Annotated in this window: 22 protein-coding genes; 13 read left to right on the top strand and 9 right to left on the bottom strand. The window is 39.1% G+C overall.

The window, feature by feature from the left end; all coding sequences use genetic code 11:
* Position 1: 1 nt before the first annotated feature.
* The 4 genes from ACS125_RS04290 to ACS125_RS04275 all read left to right on the top strand — a co-directional run bounded on the left by ACS125_RS04290 (position 2) and on the right by ACS125_RS04275 (position 4,294).
* Positions 2-430, top strand: a complete 429-nt coding sequence (locus ACS125_RS04290) for a low molecular weight protein-tyrosine-phosphatase (protein ID WP_443270721.1) — start codon at positions 2-4, stop codon at positions 428-430.
* A gap of 18 nt (positions 431-448) precedes the next feature.
* A complete protein-coding gene (locus tag ACS125_RS04285; protein ID WP_443270719.1) occupies positions 449-2,632 on the top strand; it encodes a polysaccharide biosynthesis tyrosine autokinase in 2,184 nt (727 codons plus the stop codon).
* 191 nt (positions 2,633-2,823) lie between these two features.
* A complete protein-coding gene (locus tag ACS125_RS04280; protein ID WP_144735257.1) occupies positions 2,824-3,549 on the top strand; it encodes an FKBP-type peptidyl-prolyl cis-trans isomerase in 726 nt (241 codons plus the stop codon).
* Between the two features lie 49 nt (positions 3,550-3,598).
* Positions 3,599-4,294: an FKBP-type peptidyl-prolyl cis-trans isomerase gene (locus ACS125_RS04275; protein ID WP_443270717.1), complete on the top strand. Its 696-nt coding sequence runs from the start codon at positions 3,599-3,601 to the stop codon at positions 4,292-4,294.
* A 48-nt stretch (positions 4,295-4,342) separates the two neighbouring features.
* Here ACS125_RS04275 and murJ read toward each other — a convergent pair whose 3' ends face one another.
* Both murJ and ampD read right to left on the bottom strand, forming a co-directional pair.
* A complete protein-coding gene (murJ, locus tag ACS125_RS04270) occupies positions 4,343-5,893 on the bottom strand; it encodes a murein biosynthesis integral membrane protein MurJ (protein ID WP_174730257.1) in 1,551 nt (516 codons plus the stop codon).
* A gap of 72 nt (positions 5,894-5,965) precedes the next feature.
* The gene (ampD, locus tag ACS125_RS04265; protein ID WP_443270715.1) at positions 5,966-6,535 is read right to left on the bottom strand and encodes a 1,6-anhydro-N-acetylmuramyl-L-alanine amidase AmpD; all 570 of its coding nucleotides are present in this window, start codon (positions 6,533-6,535) and stop codon (positions 5,966-5,968) included.
* A gap of 171 nt (positions 6,536-6,706) precedes the next feature.
* Between ampD and nadC the strand changes: the two genes are divergently transcribed.
* A complete protein-coding gene (nadC, locus tag ACS125_RS04260) occupies positions 6,707-7,552 on the top strand; it encodes a carboxylating nicotinate-nucleotide diphosphorylase (protein ID WP_443270713.1) in 846 nt (281 codons plus the stop codon).
* On the opposite strand, the gene ACS125_RS04255 is transcribed toward nadC, so the two are convergent.
* From ACS125_RS04255 to ACS125_RS04230, 6 genes are all read right to left on the bottom strand, one after another.
* The gene (locus tag ACS125_RS04255; RefSeq protein WP_000938939.1) at positions 7,549-7,716 is read right to left on the bottom strand and encodes an ABZJ_00068 family colistin stress protein; all 168 of its coding nucleotides are present in this window, start codon (positions 7,714-7,716) and stop codon (positions 7,549-7,551) included. The two genes, nadC and ACS125_RS04255, sit on opposite strands and share 4 nt — an antisense overlap.
* A gap of 461 nt (positions 7,717-8,177) precedes the next feature.
* Positions 8,178-10,346 carry a phosphocholine-specific phospholipase C gene (locus ACS125_RS04250; protein ID WP_443270709.1) on the bottom strand — a complete coding sequence of 723 codons (2,169 nt, stop codon included), beginning with the start codon at positions 10,344-10,346 and terminating at the stop codon, positions 8,178-8,180.
* 21 nt (positions 10,347-10,367) lie between these two features.
* Positions 10,368-10,502 carry a hypothetical protein gene (locus tag ACS125_RS04245; RefSeq protein WP_262444575.1) on the bottom strand — a complete coding sequence of 45 codons (135 nt, stop codon included), beginning with the start codon at positions 10,500-10,502 and terminating at the stop codon, positions 10,368-10,370.
* 133 nt (positions 10,503-10,635) lie between these two features.
* Positions 10,636-11,352 (bottom strand): ribonuclease PH, encoded by a 717-nt coding sequence (rph, locus tag ACS125_RS04240; protein WP_174739069.1) that lies wholly within the window; start codon positions 11,350-11,352, stop codon positions 10,636-10,638.
* Between the two features lie 174 nt (positions 11,353-11,526).
* Positions 11,527-12,690 (bottom strand): fatty acid desaturase family protein, encoded by a 1,164-nt coding sequence (locus ACS125_RS04235; protein WP_443270706.1) that lies wholly within the window; start codon positions 12,688-12,690, stop codon positions 11,527-11,529.
* A 33-nt stretch (positions 12,691-12,723) separates the two neighbouring features.
* Positions 12,724-13,749, bottom strand: a complete 1,026-nt coding sequence (locus ACS125_RS04230; RefSeq protein ID WP_443270704.1) for a ferredoxin reductase — start codon at positions 13,747-13,749, stop codon at positions 12,724-12,726.
* A gap of 173 nt (positions 13,750-13,922) precedes the next feature.
* On the opposite strand from ACS125_RS04230, the gene ACS125_RS04225 reads away from it, so the two are divergent.
* Positions 13,923-14,561 carry a TetR family transcriptional regulator gene (locus ACS125_RS04225; protein ID WP_443270702.1) on the top strand — a complete coding sequence of 213 codons (639 nt, stop codon included), beginning with the start codon at positions 13,923-13,925 and terminating at the stop codon, positions 14,559-14,561.
* A gap of 137 nt (positions 14,562-14,698) precedes the next feature.
* Positions 14,699-15,346: a TetR/AcrR family transcriptional regulator gene (locus tag ACS125_RS04220; RefSeq protein WP_004795493.1), complete on the top strand. Its 648-nt coding sequence runs from the start codon at positions 14,699-14,701 to the stop codon at positions 15,344-15,346.
* Between the two features lie 87 nt (positions 15,347-15,433).
* On the opposite strand, the gene ACS125_RS04215 is transcribed toward ACS125_RS04220, so the two are convergent.
* A complete protein-coding gene (locus tag ACS125_RS04215; RefSeq protein ID WP_049838330.1) occupies positions 15,434-16,051 on the bottom strand; it encodes a thiol:disulfide interchange protein DsbA/DsbL in 618 nt (205 codons plus the stop codon).
* Positions 16,052-16,231: 180 nt separating this feature from the next.
* Here ACS125_RS04215 and ubiG point away from each other — a divergent pair, with 180 nt between their 5' ends.
* The 6 genes from ubiG to argA all read left to right on the top strand — a co-directional run bounded on the left by ubiG (position 16,232) and on the right by argA (position 21,134).
* Positions 16,232-16,945, top strand: a complete 714-nt coding sequence (gene ubiG, locus ACS125_RS04210) for a bifunctional 2-polyprenyl-6-hydroxyphenol methylase/3-demethylubiquinol 3-O-methyltransferase UbiG (protein WP_003655787.1) — start codon at positions 16,232-16,234, stop codon at positions 16,943-16,945.
* Positions 16,942-17,643: an HAD family hydrolase gene (locus tag ACS125_RS04205; protein ID WP_443270699.1), complete on the top strand. Its 702-nt coding sequence runs from the start codon at positions 16,942-16,944 to the stop codon at positions 17,641-17,643. Before ubiG ends, ACS125_RS04205 begins: the two co-directional genes overlap by 4 nt.
* Positions 17,644-17,711: 68 nt before the next feature.
* Positions 17,712-18,458: a YciK family oxidoreductase gene (locus ACS125_RS04200; RefSeq protein ID WP_004795498.1), complete on the top strand. Its 747-nt coding sequence runs from the start codon at positions 17,712-17,714 to the stop codon at positions 18,456-18,458.
* Between the two features lie 216 nt (positions 18,459-18,674).
* Complete coding sequence (locus ACS125_RS04195) at positions 18,675-19,088, top strand: RcnB family protein (RefSeq protein ID WP_004795500.1); 414 nt, start codon at positions 18,675-18,677, stop codon at positions 19,086-19,088.
* 240 nt (positions 19,089-19,328) lie between these two features.
* Positions 19,329-19,658 (top strand): RcnB family protein, encoded by a 330-nt coding sequence (locus tag ACS125_RS04190; RefSeq protein ID WP_443270696.1) that lies wholly within the window; start codon positions 19,329-19,331, stop codon positions 19,656-19,658.
* A gap of 120 nt (positions 19,659-19,778) precedes the next feature.
* Positions 19,779-21,134 (top strand): amino-acid N-acetyltransferase, encoded by a 1,356-nt coding sequence (argA, locus tag ACS125_RS04185; RefSeq protein WP_443270694.1) that lies wholly within the window; start codon positions 19,779-19,781, stop codon positions 21,132-21,134.
* Positions 21,135-21,454: the final 320 nt, after the last annotated feature.

The following is a 21,454-nucleotide window of genomic DNA, read 5'->3' as shown; positions in this document are numbered from 1 at the left end:
TATGCAATTTAAAAACATTTTAGTGGTCTGTATCGGAAATATCTGTCGTAGTCCCATGGCAGAATATTTTTTAAAACAACAATACCCTGCATTAAATATTGAATCTGCTGGCATTTCAGGACTTGTTGGTCATCAAGCAGATACTAAAGCACAACTTTGCATGCAACGTTGGGGGATTGATATGCAACCTCATATTGCCAGAAAGTTAAACTCTGAACATATTAAAAAAGCTGACCTTATTTTGGTCATGAGTCATAACCAGCAAAAACATATTGAACAGACTTGGCCTTTTGCAAAAGGAAAAACTTTTCGTTTGGGTCATTGGCAGAATAGAAATGTGCCCGACCCCTATCAACACGATCAAGCTGTGTTTGATGAAACCTGTCAACTTATTCAACAGTGTATTGCTGACTGGAAACCTTATATTTAACGCCAAGATTTTAAGCTTATGAACCAAAATACGAATACCGAAGATACAATCGATTTAAAAGAATTGTTTTTTTCACTTATTGCGCAGTGGAAGCTTATCGCTCTGTGCGTTATTTTAAGTATTGTATGTGCTCTACTCTACTTACGTGTCACCCCAAATACTTACTCCGTTGATGCACTAGTTCAAGTAGAAGACAGTAAAGGAGCTTCTGCTGCTCTATTAGGCGATTTATCTAATATGATTGAGCAGAAGTCCCCCGCTCAAGCTGAAATTGAAATTTTAAAGTCTCGTTTAGTTTTGGGTTCGGTCATTAAAGAACTGCATCTAAATATACAAATTTCAAGCACAGAAAATACTCTTAGTCATCGCTTATTGAGCGATACTGACTATAAAACTGAATATAATAAAAAATCAGTCATCTTTAAGGATGGCCTAAAAAGTTTTGAAATTCGTACATTAGAAATTCCAGCGTATTATGTGGATAAAACCTTACATCTTAACTTTGATAAACAATCTTTACGTTTAACTGACCCAACAACTGAAGAAGTAGTATTAAATGCTCCTTTAAATCAGTTAAACCAAATTACAGGACCACATGGCTCTTGGAAAATTGCTATTTTTACAAAAGATGCATTTGATACCACTTATAATATCAGGAACTTATCCTTACCTGCTGCAGTGAATGCAATAAGTTCAAATTACTCCGTCGCAGAACAAGGGAAACTTACTGGAGTATTAGGTTTAAACTATCAAGGTCAAGACAAAGAACATATTACTAAAGTTTTAAATGCAATTTTAGCGACATATAGTGCACAAAATATTGAACGTCGCTCGGCAGAATCTGCTCAGACTTTAAAGTTCTTGGATGAACAACTTCCCGACCTTAAGAAACAACTTGATGATGCAGAACGTCAATTTAATAAATTCCGTCAACAATATAATACTGTTGATGTAACTAAAGAGTCTGAGCTTTATTTAACTCAAAGTGTTACTTTAGAAGCCCAAAAAGCAACGCTTGAACAAAAACAAGCTGAAATGGCAGCAAAATATACTCCTGAACATCCGGCAATGCGCGAAATTAATGGGCAACTTACTGCCATTAATAAACAAATCGGTGAGTTAAATACTACATTAAAACAACTACCAGATATACAACGCCAATATTTACAGTTATATCGCGAAGTTGAAGTTAAAACTCAGCTTTATACAGCACTGCTCAACTCTTACCAACAGCTTCGTATTGCAAAAGCTGGTGAAATTGGCAATGTACGAATTGTAGATACTGCAATTGAACCCGTCGAGCCGATTAAACCTAGAAAATTACAAATTTTAATTTTATCTATTTTCTTAGGTGGCTTTATTGGAACTTTAATTGCGCTATTACGTAATACACTACGTACAGGTATTAAAGATTCTGGCCAAATTGAAAATGAACTAGATTTACCCGTTTATGCAACAGTACCACGTTCTCCAATTCAAGAAAGTCGCGTTAAGATTTTAAAGAAGAAGAAGAGTATCCCTATTCTTGCAGTTAAAAATAGTGATGACATTGCAATTGAAAGCTTACGCAGTATCCGTACCGCGATTCACTTTGCCCTCACATCAGCAAAAAATAATATCATCATGATTGCAGGTCCTTCACCAGAAGTAGGCAAATCATTTATTTCAACAAATCTTGCAACGATTTTCGCACAAGGTGATAAACGTGTGTTACTGATTGATGCCGATATGCGTCGTGGTTATATGCACAAATATTTTGACGTTGATGTTAAACCAGGTCTTTCTGAATTATTGAGTGGACAAGCTGATCTACAAAAAGTTTTACATAAGACTCCTGTGGCAAACCTTGATCTCATTACGCGTGGTAAGAGTCCAACAAATCCTTCAGAGATTTTAAGCTCAAACCAATTTAAAGAATTACTTGAACAGCTACAAAGTCAATATGACCACATCATTATTGATACTCCACCAGTGTTGGCAGTAACTGATGGTATTATTATTTCGCAATATACTGGTGTGAACTTAATTGTTGCCCGTTATGCTAAATCACAAATGAAAGAGCTCGAATTAACACTTAATCGCTTTGAACAAGCGGGTGTTAAAGTCAATGGCTTTATTCTCAATGACATTCAACGTGCTAGCGCAGGCTACGGTTATGGTTATAACTATGCCTATGCTTATAAAGCACAAAAAGAAGATTAATCGTAAAGTGATAAGAGAACCGGATCAAATGATCCGGTTTTTTTATTTAAGATTTTTTTAAGTATATCCCTACTAAAACTAACTAAAATATATAAAAAACCACTCGTTTTTTTTCTTAAACATTCTATGCTTAAGCATGCTAAGATCAAAAGCAGCCTTTTAGACTCAAATGATTATTTTTGGAACCTTTTATGAGTAAAGCCTTACCCATTGCTGTCGCTGTAGTTTTAGGCGGTGCTGCACTTGTACCAGTATATTATGCAAGCCAACATCCGACCACAGAAGTCGGAAGCAAGGCAAATAAGAATGCCTCTCCAATTGAAAAAATCAGTTATGTTCTTGGATATGAAGTTGCTCAGCAAACTCCACCTGAGCTAGATACAAAAGCATTTGTGAAAGGGATTCATGATGCTCGTAGCAAGCAGCCAAGTGCTTATACTCAAGAAGAGTTAAAAGCTGCTGTAGCAGCTTATGAAAAAGAATTGCAGCAAAAAATGCAGCAACAAAATAAACCGGAACAAGCTGCTGGCGCTACTCCTGAATCTGCAGATGCGCAGTTCCTTGCAGAAAATAAATCAAAAGCTGGCGTAAAAACAACCGCTTCTGGTTTGCAATATATCATTACCAAAGAAGGTACTGGCAAACAGCCAACAGCTCAGTCAGTTGTTAAAGTACATTATGAAGGTCGTTTAATTAACGGACAGGTTTTTGATAGTTCTTATAAACGCGGTGAGCCAGTTGAGTTTCCTCTTAATCAAGTTATTCCAGGCTGGACTGAGGGACTTCAATTAATGAAAGAAGGCGGTAAAGCGACTTTCTTCATTCCATCAAATCTTGCCTATGGTCCTCAGGAAGTTCCTGGCATTCCAGCAAACAGTACACTGATTTTTGATGTAGAACTTATTTCAGTGAAATAAAAACATTCAGGAGAGTAGAACACTACTCTCCTTTTTTTTGGAAAACAGCATGAAAAAAATCGGTTTAATGATTGCAGCATCAACAATGAGTTTATCTATTTTTGCTGCAACTCCTATAACGAATAAAAGTCCAGCAAAAGAACAATTTAGTTATAGTTATGGCTATTTAATGGGTCGTAATAATACGGATGCACTAACAGATCTGAATCTTGATATTTTTTACCAAGGTCTCCAAGAAGGCGCTCAAAGTAAAACAGCACGCTTAACTGATGAAGAAATGGCAAAAGCGATTAATGACTATAAGAAAACATTAGAAGCCAAACAACTCGTCGAATTTCAAAAAACAGGTCAACTAAACGCTCAAGCAGGCGCGGCATTTCTTGCTGACAATGCAAAAAAATCTGGTGTTATGACGACTAAATCTGGTCTCCAATACCAAGTGTTAAAAGAAGGTAATGGACAAAAGCCGAAAGCTACCTCTCGCGTTAAAGTGAATTATGAAGGTCGTTTACTAGATGGAACCGTGTTTGATAGTTCTATTGCTCGTAATCATCCAGTTGAGTTTCAGCTCAGCCAAGTCATTGCAGGTTGGACAGAAGGTCTACAAACCATGAAAGAAGGCGGAAAAACGCGTTTCTTTATTCCTGCCAATCTTGCTTATGGTGAAGTCGGTGCTGGCGACACGATCGGTCCAAATAGCACTTTAATTTTTGATATTGAATTACTGCAAGTTTTACCAAAATAAATTCAATAGATATAAAAAAAGCGATCATTTAAGATCGCTTTTTTTATTTTAGTGTTTTAAGTCTCTAGGACGAAAACCGGTAATGATTAAAACGACCAGATAAGCAATTACGCCGACGACACACAATCCCACTACTTCGGCAATACGCAACCACTGCGAAAGCTCGCCGTTATACCAATTTAATGCAAACCACAGTGCTGCAATCATAGCAAGGTTTGCCAAACCATATTGAAGCCCTAATTTTTTCCAATGCGAATCAAATCGGAAAATATTACGTTTGTGTAAATAGAAGTAGAGTAGACCCGCATTCACTAAAGCTGAACCTGAAGATGCCAATGCAAGTGCCATATGCTCTGCCTGCCAATCAATCAGCTTAAAGAAACCAATAAATACAACGTTTAAAATAGCATTCGCTGCGACTGACATTAAACCGACACGTACGGGTGTTTTGGTATCCTGCTGCGCATAAAAACCTGGTGCAAAGACTTTAATCAGCATAAATGAAATCACGCCTGCACTCATACATTGCAATGCAAGCGCTGTCATTTGTGTATCATGGAGGTCAAACTCACCACGTTGAAATAATGCCTGAATAATCGGTGTAGAAAGCATAAATAAGGCAATACTTGCTGGTAAGCCAACTAATACAATAATTTTTGCAGCCCAGTCGATCATACCGCGGAACTTTGCTTGATCTTGCTCTGCATGACGGGCGGAAAGTGAAGGTAAAATCACTGTACCAATCGCAACACCAATTAAACCTAACGGCAACTCAGTCATACGCTCTGCACTATAGAGCCAAGACACTGAACCATCTTGCATGAAAGAGGCCCAAATCGTATTTAATAACAGGTTAATCTGAGTAACAGATACCCCAAATAATGCTGGAAGCATTAATTTTAGAATACGCTCTACACCTTCATGTTTAAAATCAACTTTAGGTGGAATCAGGAGGTTTTTACGCCACAATTCAGGAATTTGTATAGCTAACTGTAATATCCCTGCCACGACCACCGACCAACCTAAGGCTTTGATGGGTTCAGCCATATACGGCGTAAGCCACCATGCACCTGCAATCATTGCGACATTCAGTAAAACGGGTGAAAAAGCTGGTGAAGCAAATGAACCATAACTATTTAAAATACTGCTAGCAAAAGCAGTCAGTGACATAAATAATAAATAAGGGATGGTCAGGCGGAACATGCTGACTGCTAAATCGAACTTTTCAGGATCGCTATGGAAACCTGGTGCGTACATATAAATGATCGCAGGCGCTAAAACCATAGCCACAAAAGTCAGTAAGGTCATGACTGTTAGCAAGCAACCAAATACCCGACTAATCAAGATCTGTACTTCAGCGTGTGCTCGACCTGTTTTATATTCAGTTAATACTGGAATAAAGGCCTGAGAAAAGGCGCCTTCGGCAAACAATCGTCGAAAGAAGTTGGGAATACGAAAAGCGACGACGAAGGTATCAAAATCTTTACCTGCACCAAACACGTTGAGCAATACGACGTCACGTACGAGCCCTAACACTCGTGACAACATCGTCATTGCACTGACAATAAAAGTCGATCGCCACAATGCCATCGTACTCACCTACAGCTATATTCGAAAGACGCTATTGTAATGAAACTAGAAAATCTTTTCGTTGTGAAATGATGAATGAACTCAACTTTTTTTCTGAACTAACAGTTGTCTAAAGTGCTGCCATTTAAAATAAGGTCCCGGATCAGTTTTTCGGCCGGGTGCAATGTCTGAATGCCCTGCTATATGGTTTTTAATTTCGGGATAAGCCTGACGAATAGCCTTAACCACATCGGTTAATACTTCGTATTGTACTTCTTCAAAAGGTAAATCATCACTTCCTTCAAGCTCTATCCCAATTGAATAATCATTGCATTCTACTTTGGCTAAATAGCTCGAACGCCCTGCATGCCATGCCCGATCACTAAAATTAACAAACTGTAGGACTTCACCTGTTCTTAAAATTAACAGATGTGTAGAAACTTGCATGCCTTGAATGGTCTGAAAATAAGGATGCACTGACCAATCTAATTTATTTTGAAAAAACTGCTCAATATATCCACCTCCGAATTGAGACGGTGGCAAGCTAATATTATGAACGACGATCATTTGAATTTCGGTACCAGTCGGCCGTTGGTTAAAATTTGGAGAAGGGATTTGTCTCGCCCCTTTTAATTGTCCATCTATAACTTCATACAGTGTGATTTGCTTCATTGAGATGCCAATAAATTGCTTGCCAATTGTTTTAGTTTAAAGCAGTTATCTACTTTTCAAAGCAGTAAATACGATTGTTTATCGCGATTAATCTCATAAAACAGCTTATTTTTAAAGTCGACGGTGCTAATATATCGCAAGTTTTAGGGTCATCTACAAAATGGAAACCGTATGAGCATACCTCAGTCTTTGCTTGAACAATCAATTCAAATCAATATTCAACAAGCATTACAAGAAGATATTGGGGACGGTGACATTACCGCGATGCTTACACCTGAAGATGAGCAGGCAACCGCGACCATTATTAGCCGTGAAGATATGGTTTTAGCTGGCCAGCCTTGGGTAAATGCACTCATCTCAGCTTATGACAATACTGTACAGGTAACTTGGTTAAAACAAGAAGGTGACCGTGTTGCCGCAAATGAAGCCTTTTTAAAACTTGCAGGCTCTGCACGTAGCTTACTTACTGTAGAGCGCCCTGCTTTAAACTTTATTCAAACTTTGTCTGCTGTTGCAACAAAAACTGCTGAATATGTTCAACATCTTGAAGGTTTAAATACAAAACTTCTCGATACGCGTAAAACCTTACCAGGCTTACGTATTGCACAGAAATATGCTGTAGCTATTGGTGGCGGACAGAACCATCGTCTCGGTCTATTTGATGCATTTTTAATTAAAGAAAATCATATTATGGCGGCAGGTGGTATTGCTCAGGCAATTGAAAAAGCCCATCAAATTGCACCGGGTAAACCTGTTGAAGTCGAAGTTGAAACTTGGGATGAGCTAAATCAAGCGCTTGAAGCTGGTGCAGACATTGTTATGCTCGACAACTTCAGTCAACAGCAAATGATTGATTCCGTAAAACATGTGGCAGGTCGCTGTAAACTCGAAGCTTCGGGCAATATCACTATTGAAAACTTACGTGAAGTGGCGACTACTGGCGTTGATTACATTTCTATGGGCGTTCTGACTAAAGATGTTAGAGCTGTAGATTTATCAATGCGTTTTAATGCTTAGATAAAATCTGCATCATTATTGGTATTTTTTTGCGACTTGGTCATGTCTGCCGCTTGTGTTTTTTGCCATGCTGACTGAGTCGCTTGTGCCCCACTATCACGTGGATCGGCAGCCATTAAAACAAATGTAACTACTGCTAATAATACAATAAAACCTTGTAGCATAAATTTTCCCCATTACTTTAAAAAATCAGGGTTTCAAGGTAAAAGATAAATATGACGAGGCTTAGGAGATTCTGTTACAAAAGGTAAGTCTTTATTTTTATTATTCATCTAAACGACAGCATCTTCCTACGTAATATTTTATATCAATCCCCTAATCCCTTTATTCGCTATCGTAACAGGGATATCTTGTTCTCTTTATCAACCTACATGACGGAGTCTTACCGTCTAGATTTTTTTGCCAGCAGCTAATTCTGTTACTTTGGTTTTGCCCTGAATGGCGACTAAAGCCATGCAAGACCAAAGGCATTGCCATCTGCAAAACCTGCTCACTTTCATCCTCTATCCTATTTTGTTGCAAAAATAAGATCCTTATAGATTATAGACAGGTTGCAGATGACTTTTAGCACCAGCTAATGAGGAATAAATTCTAATACCTTCATTAAGGAAAAAAACTTAACAACTTAAGACTCTAAATACCCCATATATGGATCAGAAATTGAATCTTCTTGGGTTTCAATACGTCCTGCAAAACGGCGGCTGAAAGTAGCATCCTCAGCTAAGGTCACAGTGAAGTCATACCAACCTCCAAATTCAGACATATCCCAAACCAGTTCTTTTTCAGAACTATTCGTTTCTATAGTCCATGTCTTATTTGGAAGATAAGCATTTGCTTTGACGTTAAGCTTGACTGACTTATTACCATCGTGACGAACTTTTAAATACAAATTCGCATCACACTCTTCCACACACACTCTAATTTCTGGTAATGCTTGAGTTTGATTGGCTTGGATCAGATTCCCTTCAAACGCGCGATGGAAACCATTTGGACCAAGTACCCATAAATCGTACTGTCCATTTATAGTATTCCACACGTCATCAAGCTGTTTACCCACCTCAACCATATAGCGACGAGGAGCTACCGTAAGATCTAATCGGTTATACACATGAAAAACGGCTGCCTGCTTACCAGTGTTTGAGAACATCAGCTTTACAGCCTTTTGTGCTGCATCGACTTTGGCACTGGTGTGTAAGATATATGGCAAAGCACGCGATGGCCTAATTCCCATTTCCTGCTGAGGAAATTGTTGCTGGCTCGGAACAGGAACTTGTGGCAATAAAGCTTGAGCAACACGAATCGCATCAGCTTCGGCTTTTGTTTTTTTCCCATCTAGTTCAGCGACAGGCAGAAGATTCGGGGTTTTAAAATTAAATGCCGTCGTTAAATCACCACATACAGCACGGCGATATGGGCTGATATTTGGTTCTTGCACACCAAAACGCTTTTCCAAAAATTGCAAAATAGAAGTATGGTCAAAGACTTGTGAATTCACCCAACCACCGCGGCTCCACGGAGAAATCACATACATTGGAACACGTACACCCGGCCCATAGACTCGCCCATCTGTTGGTGGTTGAGATTTTGAAGTCGCTACTGGTGGATGGTTAAAGTATTCATAAGATACTTGCTGATCAGTTAAAGTCGTTTTTCCATATACGACACCGTTTATATCTTTAGACGGTGCACTTGGTGAAGGAACATGGTCGAAGAAACCATCATTCTCATCAAAGTTCACCAATAAAACGGTTTGGCTCCACAGTTCAGGATTTTCAGTTAATGCATTTAATACTTCCTGAATATACCAAGCCCCCTGCACAGGACTAGATGGTCCTGGATGTTCACTGTAAGTTGCAGGAGCGACTAACCAACTCACTTGCGGCAATTTACCTTGTGCAATATCAGTTTTAAAGGTTCCCAAAAAACCACCATCCGGCATAGTGTTAGCAATACCTTTATAAAGTGGTTGAGTCGCATCGATTTTTTCATCGTATGCAGGGCATGTTGGCGTGTCGTTACTGACAGGCTGACCCGATTGTTCATTTGCACGGCGATATTGTTTAAAGCCTGCAAGCGGGTTATCAGTAAAGTTATCCGGCATGTTTTGATAAACTTTCCATGTTACGCCAGCCTGCTGTAAGCGCTCAGGATACGTCGTCCATTCATAACCTTCTGTTGATGGCCCAATCCCATCAAATTCATTTACCACACTGGCAACACCTGCACCTGTAGGGCCATTCGTTCCGGTCCAGATAAATTTACGGTTCGGGTTAGTTCCCGCATGCATGGCACAGTGGTAAGCATCACAAATCGTAAAAGCATTGGCTAAAGCAAACTGATATTCGACTTCCTGTTTTTTGTAGTAGCCCATCGACTGCGGTTTTTTATAAGCCACCCAGTCGCTCATGCGACCATTGTCCCAAGCTGCTTGGCCATCAGACCATGAGTGAGGAGTTCCTGAAACACGCTGAGCATTTCCTAAACGACTATCGAGATGGTACGGCAATACTTTATTTTTCTTGGCATCATATTGCTCCCAAACCTTTCGACTTTCCGTCATTGGAATAGTAAAGCGGTCACCGAACCCACGCACGCCTTTTAGTGTTCCGAAATAATTATCGAATGAGCGGTTTTCCTGAGTCAAAATCACGATGTGCTTAACATCTTGAATAGTTCCACTTTCAACTTTGGCATCAATAGCCAGCGCTTTTTGAATACTCAATGGGAAACTTGCCAAAGCAGCGGTCCCAAACATGGTTTTTGTAGAATTTAAAAGAAATTCGCGACGATTCATTAGTTCTATCCTAAGTTCTTATTATGGTGCGCAGTGCATTTTGCAATTACTGGTTGGCGGTGTTGTTGGCGATGAATTATCTAGGTCGTTATCATCGTTACAAGCACTCAGTAAAAGTGCTAAAGAAGTAATTAATAGAAGTGAAATTTTTCGCATTGGTTTTTTCCAAACGGTTTAAATGCGAACTACTAATAAAGTGAAAAAGTGACAGGCAAGTGATGTTTTTATGTCGATTTGATGAATACATAAAAAAACGCATCCGAAGATGCGTTTTTTAGAAAGGGTAAAATTACCAGCCTAAAGCTTCTTGTTGCTTTTTAATGAGCTCTGCAATCCCTTTTTCAGCCATTTCTAACATGTCATTGCTTTGTGCACGAGTAAATGGTTTATCTTCGGCAGTACCTTGAATTTCAATAAATTCGCCTGCTTGTGTCATTACTACGTTTAAGTCAGTTTGACAGTTCGAATCTTCTTCATAGCAAAGATCAAGCAATACTTCGTCTTGATACATACCTACAGAAATTGCAGCAACTAATCCTTTAAGCGGATCATGCTTAATTTTCTTTTGAGATAACAAAACATTCATAGCATCAACCAATGCTACAGCCGCACCAGTAATTGCTGCCGTACGTGTACCGCCATCTGCCTGAATCACGTCACAGTCGATGGTAATTGTGTTTTCTCCAAGCTTCTTCAAATCGACCATAGCACGTAAGCTACGACCAATCAGGCGCTGGATTTCCTGTGTGCGGCCCGACTGTTTACCACGCGCTGCTTCACGATCACAACGTGAGTGTGTTGAACGCGGTAACATGCCATATTCAGCAGTGACCCAGCCCTGCCCTTTTCCTTTTAAAAACCTTGGAACTGAATTATCGATACTTGCAGTACAAAGGACTTTGGTGTGACCAAATTCGACCAGCACAGAACCTTCAGCATAACGGGTGTAGTTTCGTGTAATTTTCACTTCACGTAATTGGTCTAATGCACGTTGGTCAATACGCATAATCCTTCCTAACTTCTCTTAAATACAAACTTGGGCATAGTATAGCAAAGGATTTTGACAGGTTGAGTTTATTCCCTACATTCAAATGTAAGTCTGCACTTTTCATGACACAAAAATAAAAATAGCCCCTTAAAAGGAGCTATTTGGAATGCCTTAAACAAGGCTCTATCTTTATTAAGCAGCTTTGCCAAACATGCCTTTCACCGCCTCAACAAAGGTACGCTTGGTCGCCACCAAACGGTCAACCATATTGTCAGGCAAAGAGTGAACAGCCAGACGTTTATACACACTCAAAATTTGAGATCCAAAGGGCGCGGTATTGTACTGTTGACCGAACTCTGCACAAACTTCACGTACTTTAGGTGCCATCTCTTGATAGCGGTTGGCAGGTACATCAGGAAACAAGTGATGTTCGATTTGATGGCTCAAGTTACCACTCAAGAAATGCATGATTTTACCGCCAGTAAAGTTTGCTGAACCACGAATCTGACGCAAGTACCACTCTGCTTTGGTTTCATTATCAATGTTGTCAGTAATAATTTCAGAGTCTTCTGTGAAATGACCACAATAAATCACGGTCGATGCCCAGTAGTTACGGATCAAGTTAGCAAAAAAGTTACCAGCCAATACTGGCAAGAACATTGGTCCTGCAATTAGTGGGAACAGCACATAATCTTTACCAAACTGACGTACCATTTTTTTACGTAGATTTTTAGATTCTACATATACTTCTTTCCAAGTTTTGGTGCCATCAAACAACACTTTTTCCATCTCTAGACGTTGCAAAGCTAATAGCCATTCAAAACCCGTTGACAATACAAAACCCATTGGCACGTTGAATAAAAAACGGGTTTCCCACTTTTGCTCACGACTCATGCGCATCACACCATAACCGCTAATATCATGATCCATGCCAAACACATTGGTATAGGTATGGTGCTTATAGTTATGGGTATATTTCCAGTCTTCACCAGTACACACCGTATCCCAGTCATAGGTTGCACCATTAAGCGTTGGGTCATTTAACCAGTCAAACTGACCATGCATCACATTATGACCGAGCTCCATGTTTTCAACGATTTTAGATATGCCGAGCATAGCCGTACCCAACAACCATACTGGTGGAATCCAACCACCAAACATCAACATGCCACGTGATGCAATTTCGGTGTAGCGTACAAAATTACGTACTTTGTAAATATATTTTGAATCTTTTTCCCCGAGATCTTTCATCACTTCAAGACGAATTTCTTCAATACGGCGACCAAAAGCTTCTGTTTGCTCTGGAGTTAAATGTGCCGATTTTGATGTTGCTTTAAGTTCTACTGCCATATTCATAATGGTATCCTCAAATCTCTTTTATGTTTGTTTTTATAGATCAATCGTGACTGGGCTTAATGCCTGGTTCACACATAACTTAATTGCACGATTTGGTTGATCGTCAATTTCGCCTGTTAATATATTCTGGGTGACACCACTGACTTTGGTACACGTACATTGGTTGCATACACCCATACGGCAACCATGCTGTGGACGTAAGCCAGCCTGCTCTGCACTGCTTAGTAATGTTGTCGTGGCAATAAAGTTTTGTTGTGAACGACGAAATACGATGGGTTGTGCTTCATTAGACTGTTCGATTTGAACAGGCATGAAAAATTCTTGATGAAGTTGCGACTGGGCACTTTGTTGCGCATAAATTTCATTTGCCTGTTGCATCATGCCGTGGTGTCCACACACATACGTTGCAGTCTGTGCGTAATCAGGAACTAACTTTTGTAATAGCCCTTCAGTTAAATGCTGCTTTTGCTCAGCGGTATTAAAAAAATGATAGTGAAGCTCTGGATGCTTTTCTGCCAAAGCTTTTAATTCAGCATGAAAAATTTCTGCACGATTAAAGTAAATGACATGAATCTGCTCAAGCTGCTGTTTCAACGCTTGCTGCAAAAGTGAATAAATTGCAGTAATACCACTCCCTGACGCAATTAAAATTGCAGGCTGTTGGCCTTGGTGCAAAGTAAAATCACCTTGTGGCTGTGAAATCTCAATGCACTCTCCGACATGTAATCGTTGAGCTGCACTAGACACCAAGCCTTGTACTTTAATACCTAAAGAGATTTCACCATGAGGAGTTACTTCAATAATTGAATAACTACGCTGTTGGTAAACTCCATCTATCAGTAGCGTTAATAAAATACTTTGCCCAGCGCGTACCTGATCGAACTTAAAATTTCGATTCGGTTTAAGCTTAATAAGCACCATATCGGTATGTAGAGACTGAACTGCGATAACTTCTGCAAGTACGCGTTTCCAAGCCCAAGTCACGTTAATTTTCTGCAAAACAAAATCAACGAAATCTTCTCGAACCAAATGTGGCTGATAACTAAGTGTTGCGTTCATACGTTCCTCTTTTGTATCTGGCTATTTATTTGAGTGAACACATGTTCGTATAGTGAACATATGTACACTATATTTATAAGTGTTCACTCAGTCAACACTTGTTCACTATTTTTTTTATGAAATTTTGCTCTTTTTTGTTAGACTCTGGCTCACGGTTTAAATAGGTTCTTTTAATGTCGATACGGGATGAACGAAAACAGCAAAGTCGTCAGGCACTTCTAGATGCAGCCTTGCATCTGAGCACGTCTGGGCGTTCGTTCAGTAGTATCAGTTTGCGTGAAGTTGCACGTGAAGTTGGTTTAGTACCGACAGCGTTCTATCGTCATTTTCAAGACATGGATGAACTTGGCAAGGAATTGGTTGACCAAGTTGCCCTACATTTAAAAAGTGTTTTGCATCAACTAGGTCAAAGTTATTTACAACATAAATCGACTAAAACTCAGACCAGCATTGAGCTATTTGTTCAGGCGGTAAATCATAGCCCTAAGCAGTGGCAATTTATGATTTCCGAGCGTTGGGGCGGTTCAGAAACGGTTCGTGCAGCCATTGCTAGAGAAATCGAATTTCTAATTGAAGATCTAACAACTGATCTGACTAAACTCGAAAATTTTAAACATATTCAAGAGCCTCAAGACTTAAATGTCTTATCTACCATTTTGACCAATATGTCATTTACATGGGCAATGACGTGGCTCAACCTATCGAAACAATATCAAGGTGAACAGCTCAAGCTGCATCAAGCTGCCTTTATTGAAAATGCCTCTACACAAGTTCGCTTACTGTTTAGAGGGATTGCAAACTGGGAACGGTAGAAGCGGCAAATGACAAAAAACAGGTTATGTGGTAATACGTAAAGAGAGAAAGAAAAAGGCTAAAAATTTCGAGAAAAGTCTTTTTCTTTTTACAGGAAGTAAATTATTAGTTAGGCCAAACTGGTGTGGGAATACCTATGAATCTTGATCGTCATACACAGTTTTTGATGCGCAAAGAAAAAATTCTAAGCGTGGCAGAAAAGTTGTTACTAGAAAACAATCAGGAAATTACTCTAGATGAGTTAGTGGCCGAGCTAGATATTGCTAAAGGCACACTTTATAAGCATTTTAGAAGCAAAAATGAGCTTCTACTTGAGCTCATTATTCAAAATGAAAAGCAAATTTTAGAAATTTCTAAAAAATATAATACAGATTTCAAAGAGTATGCCCCTCATTACATGCTTCACCATTTGCTTACACCTGGAAAAACCATTTTATTGCATCAACTTGAAGAAAATCTGACAATGACAGAGTCTAAGTTGAAGCATCTTTTTGAAGAGCTTTATGAAATCCGCCAACAGCGTATTTTAGCAATTAAAGATATTACAGAAAATTATTTAAAATCATTAAATTATGATATGTCGATCCGTGATTATTTGTCTTATATCTGGTCACTGACTTATGGTGCATCACTGCTTTTAAATTCTACCTATTACCAGCGCTCTATTGGTTCTCGCCAAAAATTAATTAATTTATATATTAATCAGGCATTATCACTACCGACCCAAACAGCTAATTTTGATGTTTTAAATTTTCAAATTGAAGATGAAAACCCACAAAATTAATTGAAATATTTCGTGATAATTAACGATAAATTAAATATAAAAATGGGCTTCGTATGAAGCCCATTTTTGAAGTAAAGCCTAAACAACTTATTTTGCTTTACGTTCTTTCTCAATTAAATAATTAAGAACTTGAGTAACTTTACCATCTTCACCCTGCACAACATATTTACCATTAACAACAACCGCAGGAACACCTGTTAATTGGTACTGTTGAGCAAGTTTATTTGACTCAGCAACTTTTGCAGTCACAGCAAATGAATTGTAAGTACTATTAAATTTCTGTTCAGGCACGCCATAACGAGTAAAGAACTTCGCAGCAGAAGCCTGATCAAAAATTTGCTGACCATTCACCTGAATCGCATGGAACAACGGTAAATGTGTGCGTTTACGTACACCTAATGCCTCAGATGTATAATAAGTACGCGCCCCTTGTTCCCATACTTTGTTCATAGCAGCCGGTGTACGTACAAAACGTACATCGTTAGGAATCTGTTTTAACCACGTTTGCATATGCGGTTCAAGTTTAAAACAGTGTGGACATCCATACCAAAAGAACTCTCGAACTTCGATTTTCCCAGGAACTTCCACTTTGCCTGGATTGGCAATCACGGTGTAGTCTTTACCAGCAACAAAATCTGCTGCCATTGCACTACCCGATACGGCCATAATTGCTGCGCTTAAACCACCCAAAACCAATTTTTTCATTGCTACAGCTTTTCCTCTAAGTTGTTATGCATTAGCTTATGCTCTAAATATAAAACAAATATGCTAAATTCGTTTTGCTTCTGTGAAGTTTTTTATTGGGTTTATCGCTTTTTTCCCAATAATCGCTACACTAACGGCGAACTATATCCAAAAAGATAACCCAAGTTTAGAGGTAGCACCATGTCGCAATTGAATGTTGATTTACAAGAAATCGCAAAGTTTGAAGCACTTGCTGCCAAATGGTGGGATCAACATTCTGAATTTCGCCCACTTCATCAAATTAATCCACTACGTTTAAACTGGATTGATGAACGTGTAGGCGGCCTTGCTGGTAAAAAAGTACTTGATGTCGGTTGTGGTGGCGGTATTTTGGCAGAGAGCATGGCACGTCGTGGAGCAGATGTACTTGGTATTGATATGGGCGAAGCACCGCTAGCTGTTGGCCGTTTGCATGCTCAACAAGACAATGTTCAAAATATTGAATATCGTCAAATTCCTGTAGAAGAATTAGCACAAGAACAAGCCGGTCAATACGATGTGGTCACTTGCATGGAAATGATGGAGCACGTTCCAGATCCAGCATCTATTGTAAGAGCTTGTCAGGCTTTGGTTAAACCGGGTGGCCATGTGTTCTTCTCAACCATTAACCGTAACCCAAAATCTTATTTATTTGCCATTATTGGCGCAGAATACGTACTACGCATGTTGCCAAAAGGTACACATGATTATCATAAATTTATTCGACCATCTGAAATGGCACATGACATTCGTAATGCAGGTCTGACTCTAAAAGAAATGACAGGACTGCACTACAACCCACTGACCAAGCATTACTGGTTAGCGCCAAATGTTGATGTTAATTATATGGTTCACACGATAAATACAGGTGCATGATGAAAGCTGTTTTATTTGATTTAGACGGTACTCTTATCGATACGGCTGCCGACTTCATTCGTATTATTCAGCAAATGTGCCGTGATGAAAGACGCCCGATTGTTGATGCCGACCTCATTCGCACTCAGGTTTCTGAAGGTGCACGTGCGATGGTTAAATTGGTCTATCCAGAACTGGATGTGGCCAATCCAATTTTCTTGGCACATCGTCAAAACTTTTTAGATATTTACGGCAATAATATTGTGGTTGATACAGACCTGTTTGAAGGTATGTATCCACTTTTAGAAGAGTTAGAAGCTCAGCAAATTCCGTGGGGTATTGTGACCAATAAACCACGCGGATTAAGTGAATCTCTTTTAGAAAAGTTAAATCTGACCGAACGCTGTGCGGTTTTGGTGTGTCCTGAAGATGTCAGTAAAACTAAGCCAGATCCAGAACCAATGTATTTGGCGGCTAAACACTTAAATATCCCAGCAAATGAAATTATCTATGTGGGTGACCATCCACGTGATATTGATGCTGGTCGCAATGCCAATATGTATACTATTTTGGCTGCATATGGCTATTTACCAATCGAACATCGTGATGATCTTGCTGCATGGCAAGCCGATTCGATTGTAAATACAGTGACAGAATTAAACCATATGTTACGTCAAAAGCTTCCTGCTCTACAGGCAAATCAGCGTATGATAAGTTAAGCTAAGAGTTTTATAGGCTTTTTTAACAGTTGTTTGTTTTATCAATATAAAAAGAAGGAGGTTTACCAATGAAATATTCAGAATACCAACCTCGTCCGGATCTACTCAAAGATCGAATTATTTTAATCACCGGTGCTGGCGATGGAATTGGGCGAGCTGCCGCTCTGACTTATGCCCTACATGGTGCGACCGTTGTACTGCATGGTAGAACCTTAAATAAACTTGAAGTTATTTATGATGAAATTGAAAGCCTGGGTGCACCGCAACCAGCAATTTTACCATTACAACTTTCGAGTGCTTCTGACCGTGATTATGACTTTTTAGTCGATACGCTCGAAAAGCAATTTGGACGCCTAGACGGTATTTTGCATAATGCAGGTATTTTAGGTGAACGCGTAGAGCTAGCACATTATCCAACCGAAACTTGGGATGATGTCATGGCAGTTAACCTACGCGCGCCTTTTGCTTTAACTCAAGCATTATTACCACTTTTGCAAAAATCAGAAAATGCCTCTGTTGTATTTACCAGTTCAGGTGTAGGCCGTGAAGCACGTGCTTTATGGGGCGCATATTCTGTCTCAAAAATTGCAATTGAAGCAGTGAGCAAAATTTTTGCAGCGGAACATACTTATCCCAATATCCGTTTTAACTGCATTAATCCAGGCGCAACGCGTACGGCAATGCGTGCTAAAGCCTATCCACAAGAAGATCCGAAAACACTACCTACACCAGAGTCGATCTTGCCTGCTTACCTCTATTTAATGGGTGAAGATAGCTTGGCGCTCAATGGTCAAAGTATTGATGCACAGGATTAAAAGTTAAAGATGAAAAGCTAAAGAAAATTACAGCCGATCATCAAATCTGGCTTGCCTATACCTGCAAAGATATATTCAAGCCTTTTTTATTATTGATAAAAACTCTTGATCTATCCGTAATTTTAATTGAACCATTAAATGATCTTCACAGTTTCTCTGCATTTTGCGCGTAGAGTATTCAACATGAGAGACATCAGATGTAAACGAGGATGCATCATGAAAAAGTTGTTCACAATCTTAACCCTTTCCATAGCTGTACTCACCACAAGTATGGCGAGCTTTGCTGATCCTCCTTTTGACCGAGGCCATGGCCCCAAAGGTCCTAAAGGTGGAGGACCACGCGGTGAATGGAACGATCGTGGGCCAGGATTTGGACGTGATCATGATGAAGATCGTGTCCGTGACGAGCGCCGTATGCGCGAAGAACGTGGTTTTGAACGGCTTAAACAGCATCGCTGGCAGCCTGGTTATGTTATGCCACAGCACTATCGTGGTAATGGCTATAAAGTCGACTATAAAGATAGTAACTTGCCAAAACCAGACCGTAATCAGCAATGGTACAAAATCAACAATGACTATATTTTAGTCGATACTGATTCTAATAGTATTGTGAGTATTCGTGGTTTTTAAAGCGATAGAACCTCGCTATCGCTGAGCAAAAAGGATAAAGCCTTATGGTTTTATCCTTTTTTTATTACTTATATATTTAAAAAATAAATAGATTTTTATATTCTAATATTTCGTATTTTCTTAATTTCTTCTTATTTCATCGTTAGTTTTCACATTTATTCTTCGTAGCCTCCACGATTTATCTGTAATTGTTCACTAATCTTCAGTTATTGAAATTTAATTCATCACTCGAGGTTTACAATGAAAAAATTAACAACAGCGATTGTCCTTTCACTTAGTGGTTTAGTTGCAACAACAGCAATGGCAGCATCAAACGATCATAACCACCATGGCAACTACCAAAACCATGAAGTAAAAACCGTTAAAGTAATTAAAAAAGACGACCATCGTAATGTTTGGCGAGCAGGTCAGGTTGTACCCCGTGAATATCAACACTCACGTTACATGATTGACTATCGTCAGCATCAAAAATTAACGAAACCAGGTCGTTACCAAAAATGGTACAAAGTGAACGGAAATTATGTGCTGGTAAATGAACAAAGCCATAAAATCATTAGAGTGGTTCACTAATTTAAAAAAATTTAAACACCCAAACTTAGATTTGGGTGTTTTTTTATCTAAAACATGCGACTTTAATCTTTTTTGTTTAGAATCATCTTTATATCTTTTTGCTGTTGATTCGAGATCGGTATGCCAAGCAAGTCTTTAGAAAAGTCGCATAATAACCCCCAGCATTATGTACACTGGTTTCGACACTCAGCACCCTACATTAATGCCCACCGCGATAAAACATTCGTATTGATGTTTGGAGGTGAAGCAGTCCGTCATCCTAATTTCGAACATATCATTCATGATATTGCGCTATTACATTCACTGGGTATTCGACTAATTCTTGTGCACGGCGCACGTCCGCAAATTAATCAAAATCTTAAAGAAAAAGGAATTGAAACCCCTTTTTATGACAACAGCCGTATTACCACACGTGAATCTTTAAGCTGCGTCATGAGTGCCGTAGGCTCTATTCGCCTAGAAATTGAAGCATTGCTTTCGATGGGATTAGCAAACTCTCCAATGTATGGCGCTCGCATAGATGTGATATCAGGTAATTTTGTGACTGCTAAACCTTATGGCATTCGTGATGGCATGGATTTCCAGCTTACAGGTGAAGTTCGTTCAATAGACACCGATGCAATTGAACGACACCTCGATAATCATAATATTGTGTTACTGGGGCCAACAGGTTACTCCACTACAGGCGAAGTCTTTAACTTGCGAGCAGAAGAAGTTGCGACCAAAACTGCGACTTATTTAAAAGCAGATAAACTCATTTTTCTTGGGGAGCAACAAGGCCTCCTTAATGAAGCTCAACAAATATTACGTGAATTAAGTCCACATCAACTGGACTACTATATCCAACAATACCAAACCAGCAGCCCAACGCTAGCCTTACATTTGCAACAAGCAAAGAAAGCATCTTTATCAGGTGTACATCGCGTTCATCTCATTTCTTATGCCTATGATGGTGCCCTTATCGAAGAATTATTTACTCGAGATGGTGTAGGAACCATGATTACCGATGCGCATTATGAAGAGGTTCGCACAGCCAATATTCAGGACGTGGGCGGGTTAATGAATTTATTACGCCCGTTAGAAGAAGAAGGTATTTTGGTTTATCGTTCCCGTGAGCGTTTAGAACAAGAAATTGGCCAGTTTGCTGTTATTGAACGAGATGGCATGATCTTAGCGTGTGCTGCGCTTTATCCAATTCCAACCGAATTTAACGAAACAACATCGGCAGAAATCGCTTGTGTTGCGGTACATCCAAGTTATCGTAAATCAAATCGTGGTAGCCAAATTCTGCAATTTCTTGAAGAAAAAGCCAAGCAACAAGGTATTCGTCAGCTATTCGTTTTAACAACGCGTACCGCTCACTGGTTTTTGGAACATGGTTTTCATCAAGTCAGCGTTGATGAATTACCTAATGCCCGTCAGGCGCTCTATAACTATCAAAGGAATTCTTTAGTCTTTAAGAAACTGCTTCCTTAGCCTTTGCTCTTTTTAAGATATTCTTATTTCAGATAAGCTTAGTTAAAAAAGTACAACCATAAACGCTATTCATTTATGGTTGTACTTTTTTTAAATCTCTATTTTTAATGTTTTAATATTTTTTTATTTTATTTACATAAACTTACTCCTAATTTATTAAATATATTTCTATTAGATAAATCACTTTTTTGCATAAGTTTATAGCCTATTGTTTTTAGCTTTTTTTTGCATAAATAAAGACCGAATACTTATTTTTTCTGAAATAAAAATCCCTTTAGGGTATCTGCTCATCCAATTATTTTTTCTTTTTCTCTTTCGGG

It is taken from the genome of Acinetobacter sp. PFS20 (assembly GCF_052261015.1).
Taxonomy (GTDB): domain Bacteria; phylum Pseudomonadota; class Gammaproteobacteria; order Pseudomonadales; family Moraxellaceae; genus Acinetobacter.
Note: the sequence above shows the minus strand (reverse complement) of the source record. Positions and strands in the feature narration are given on the sequence as shown.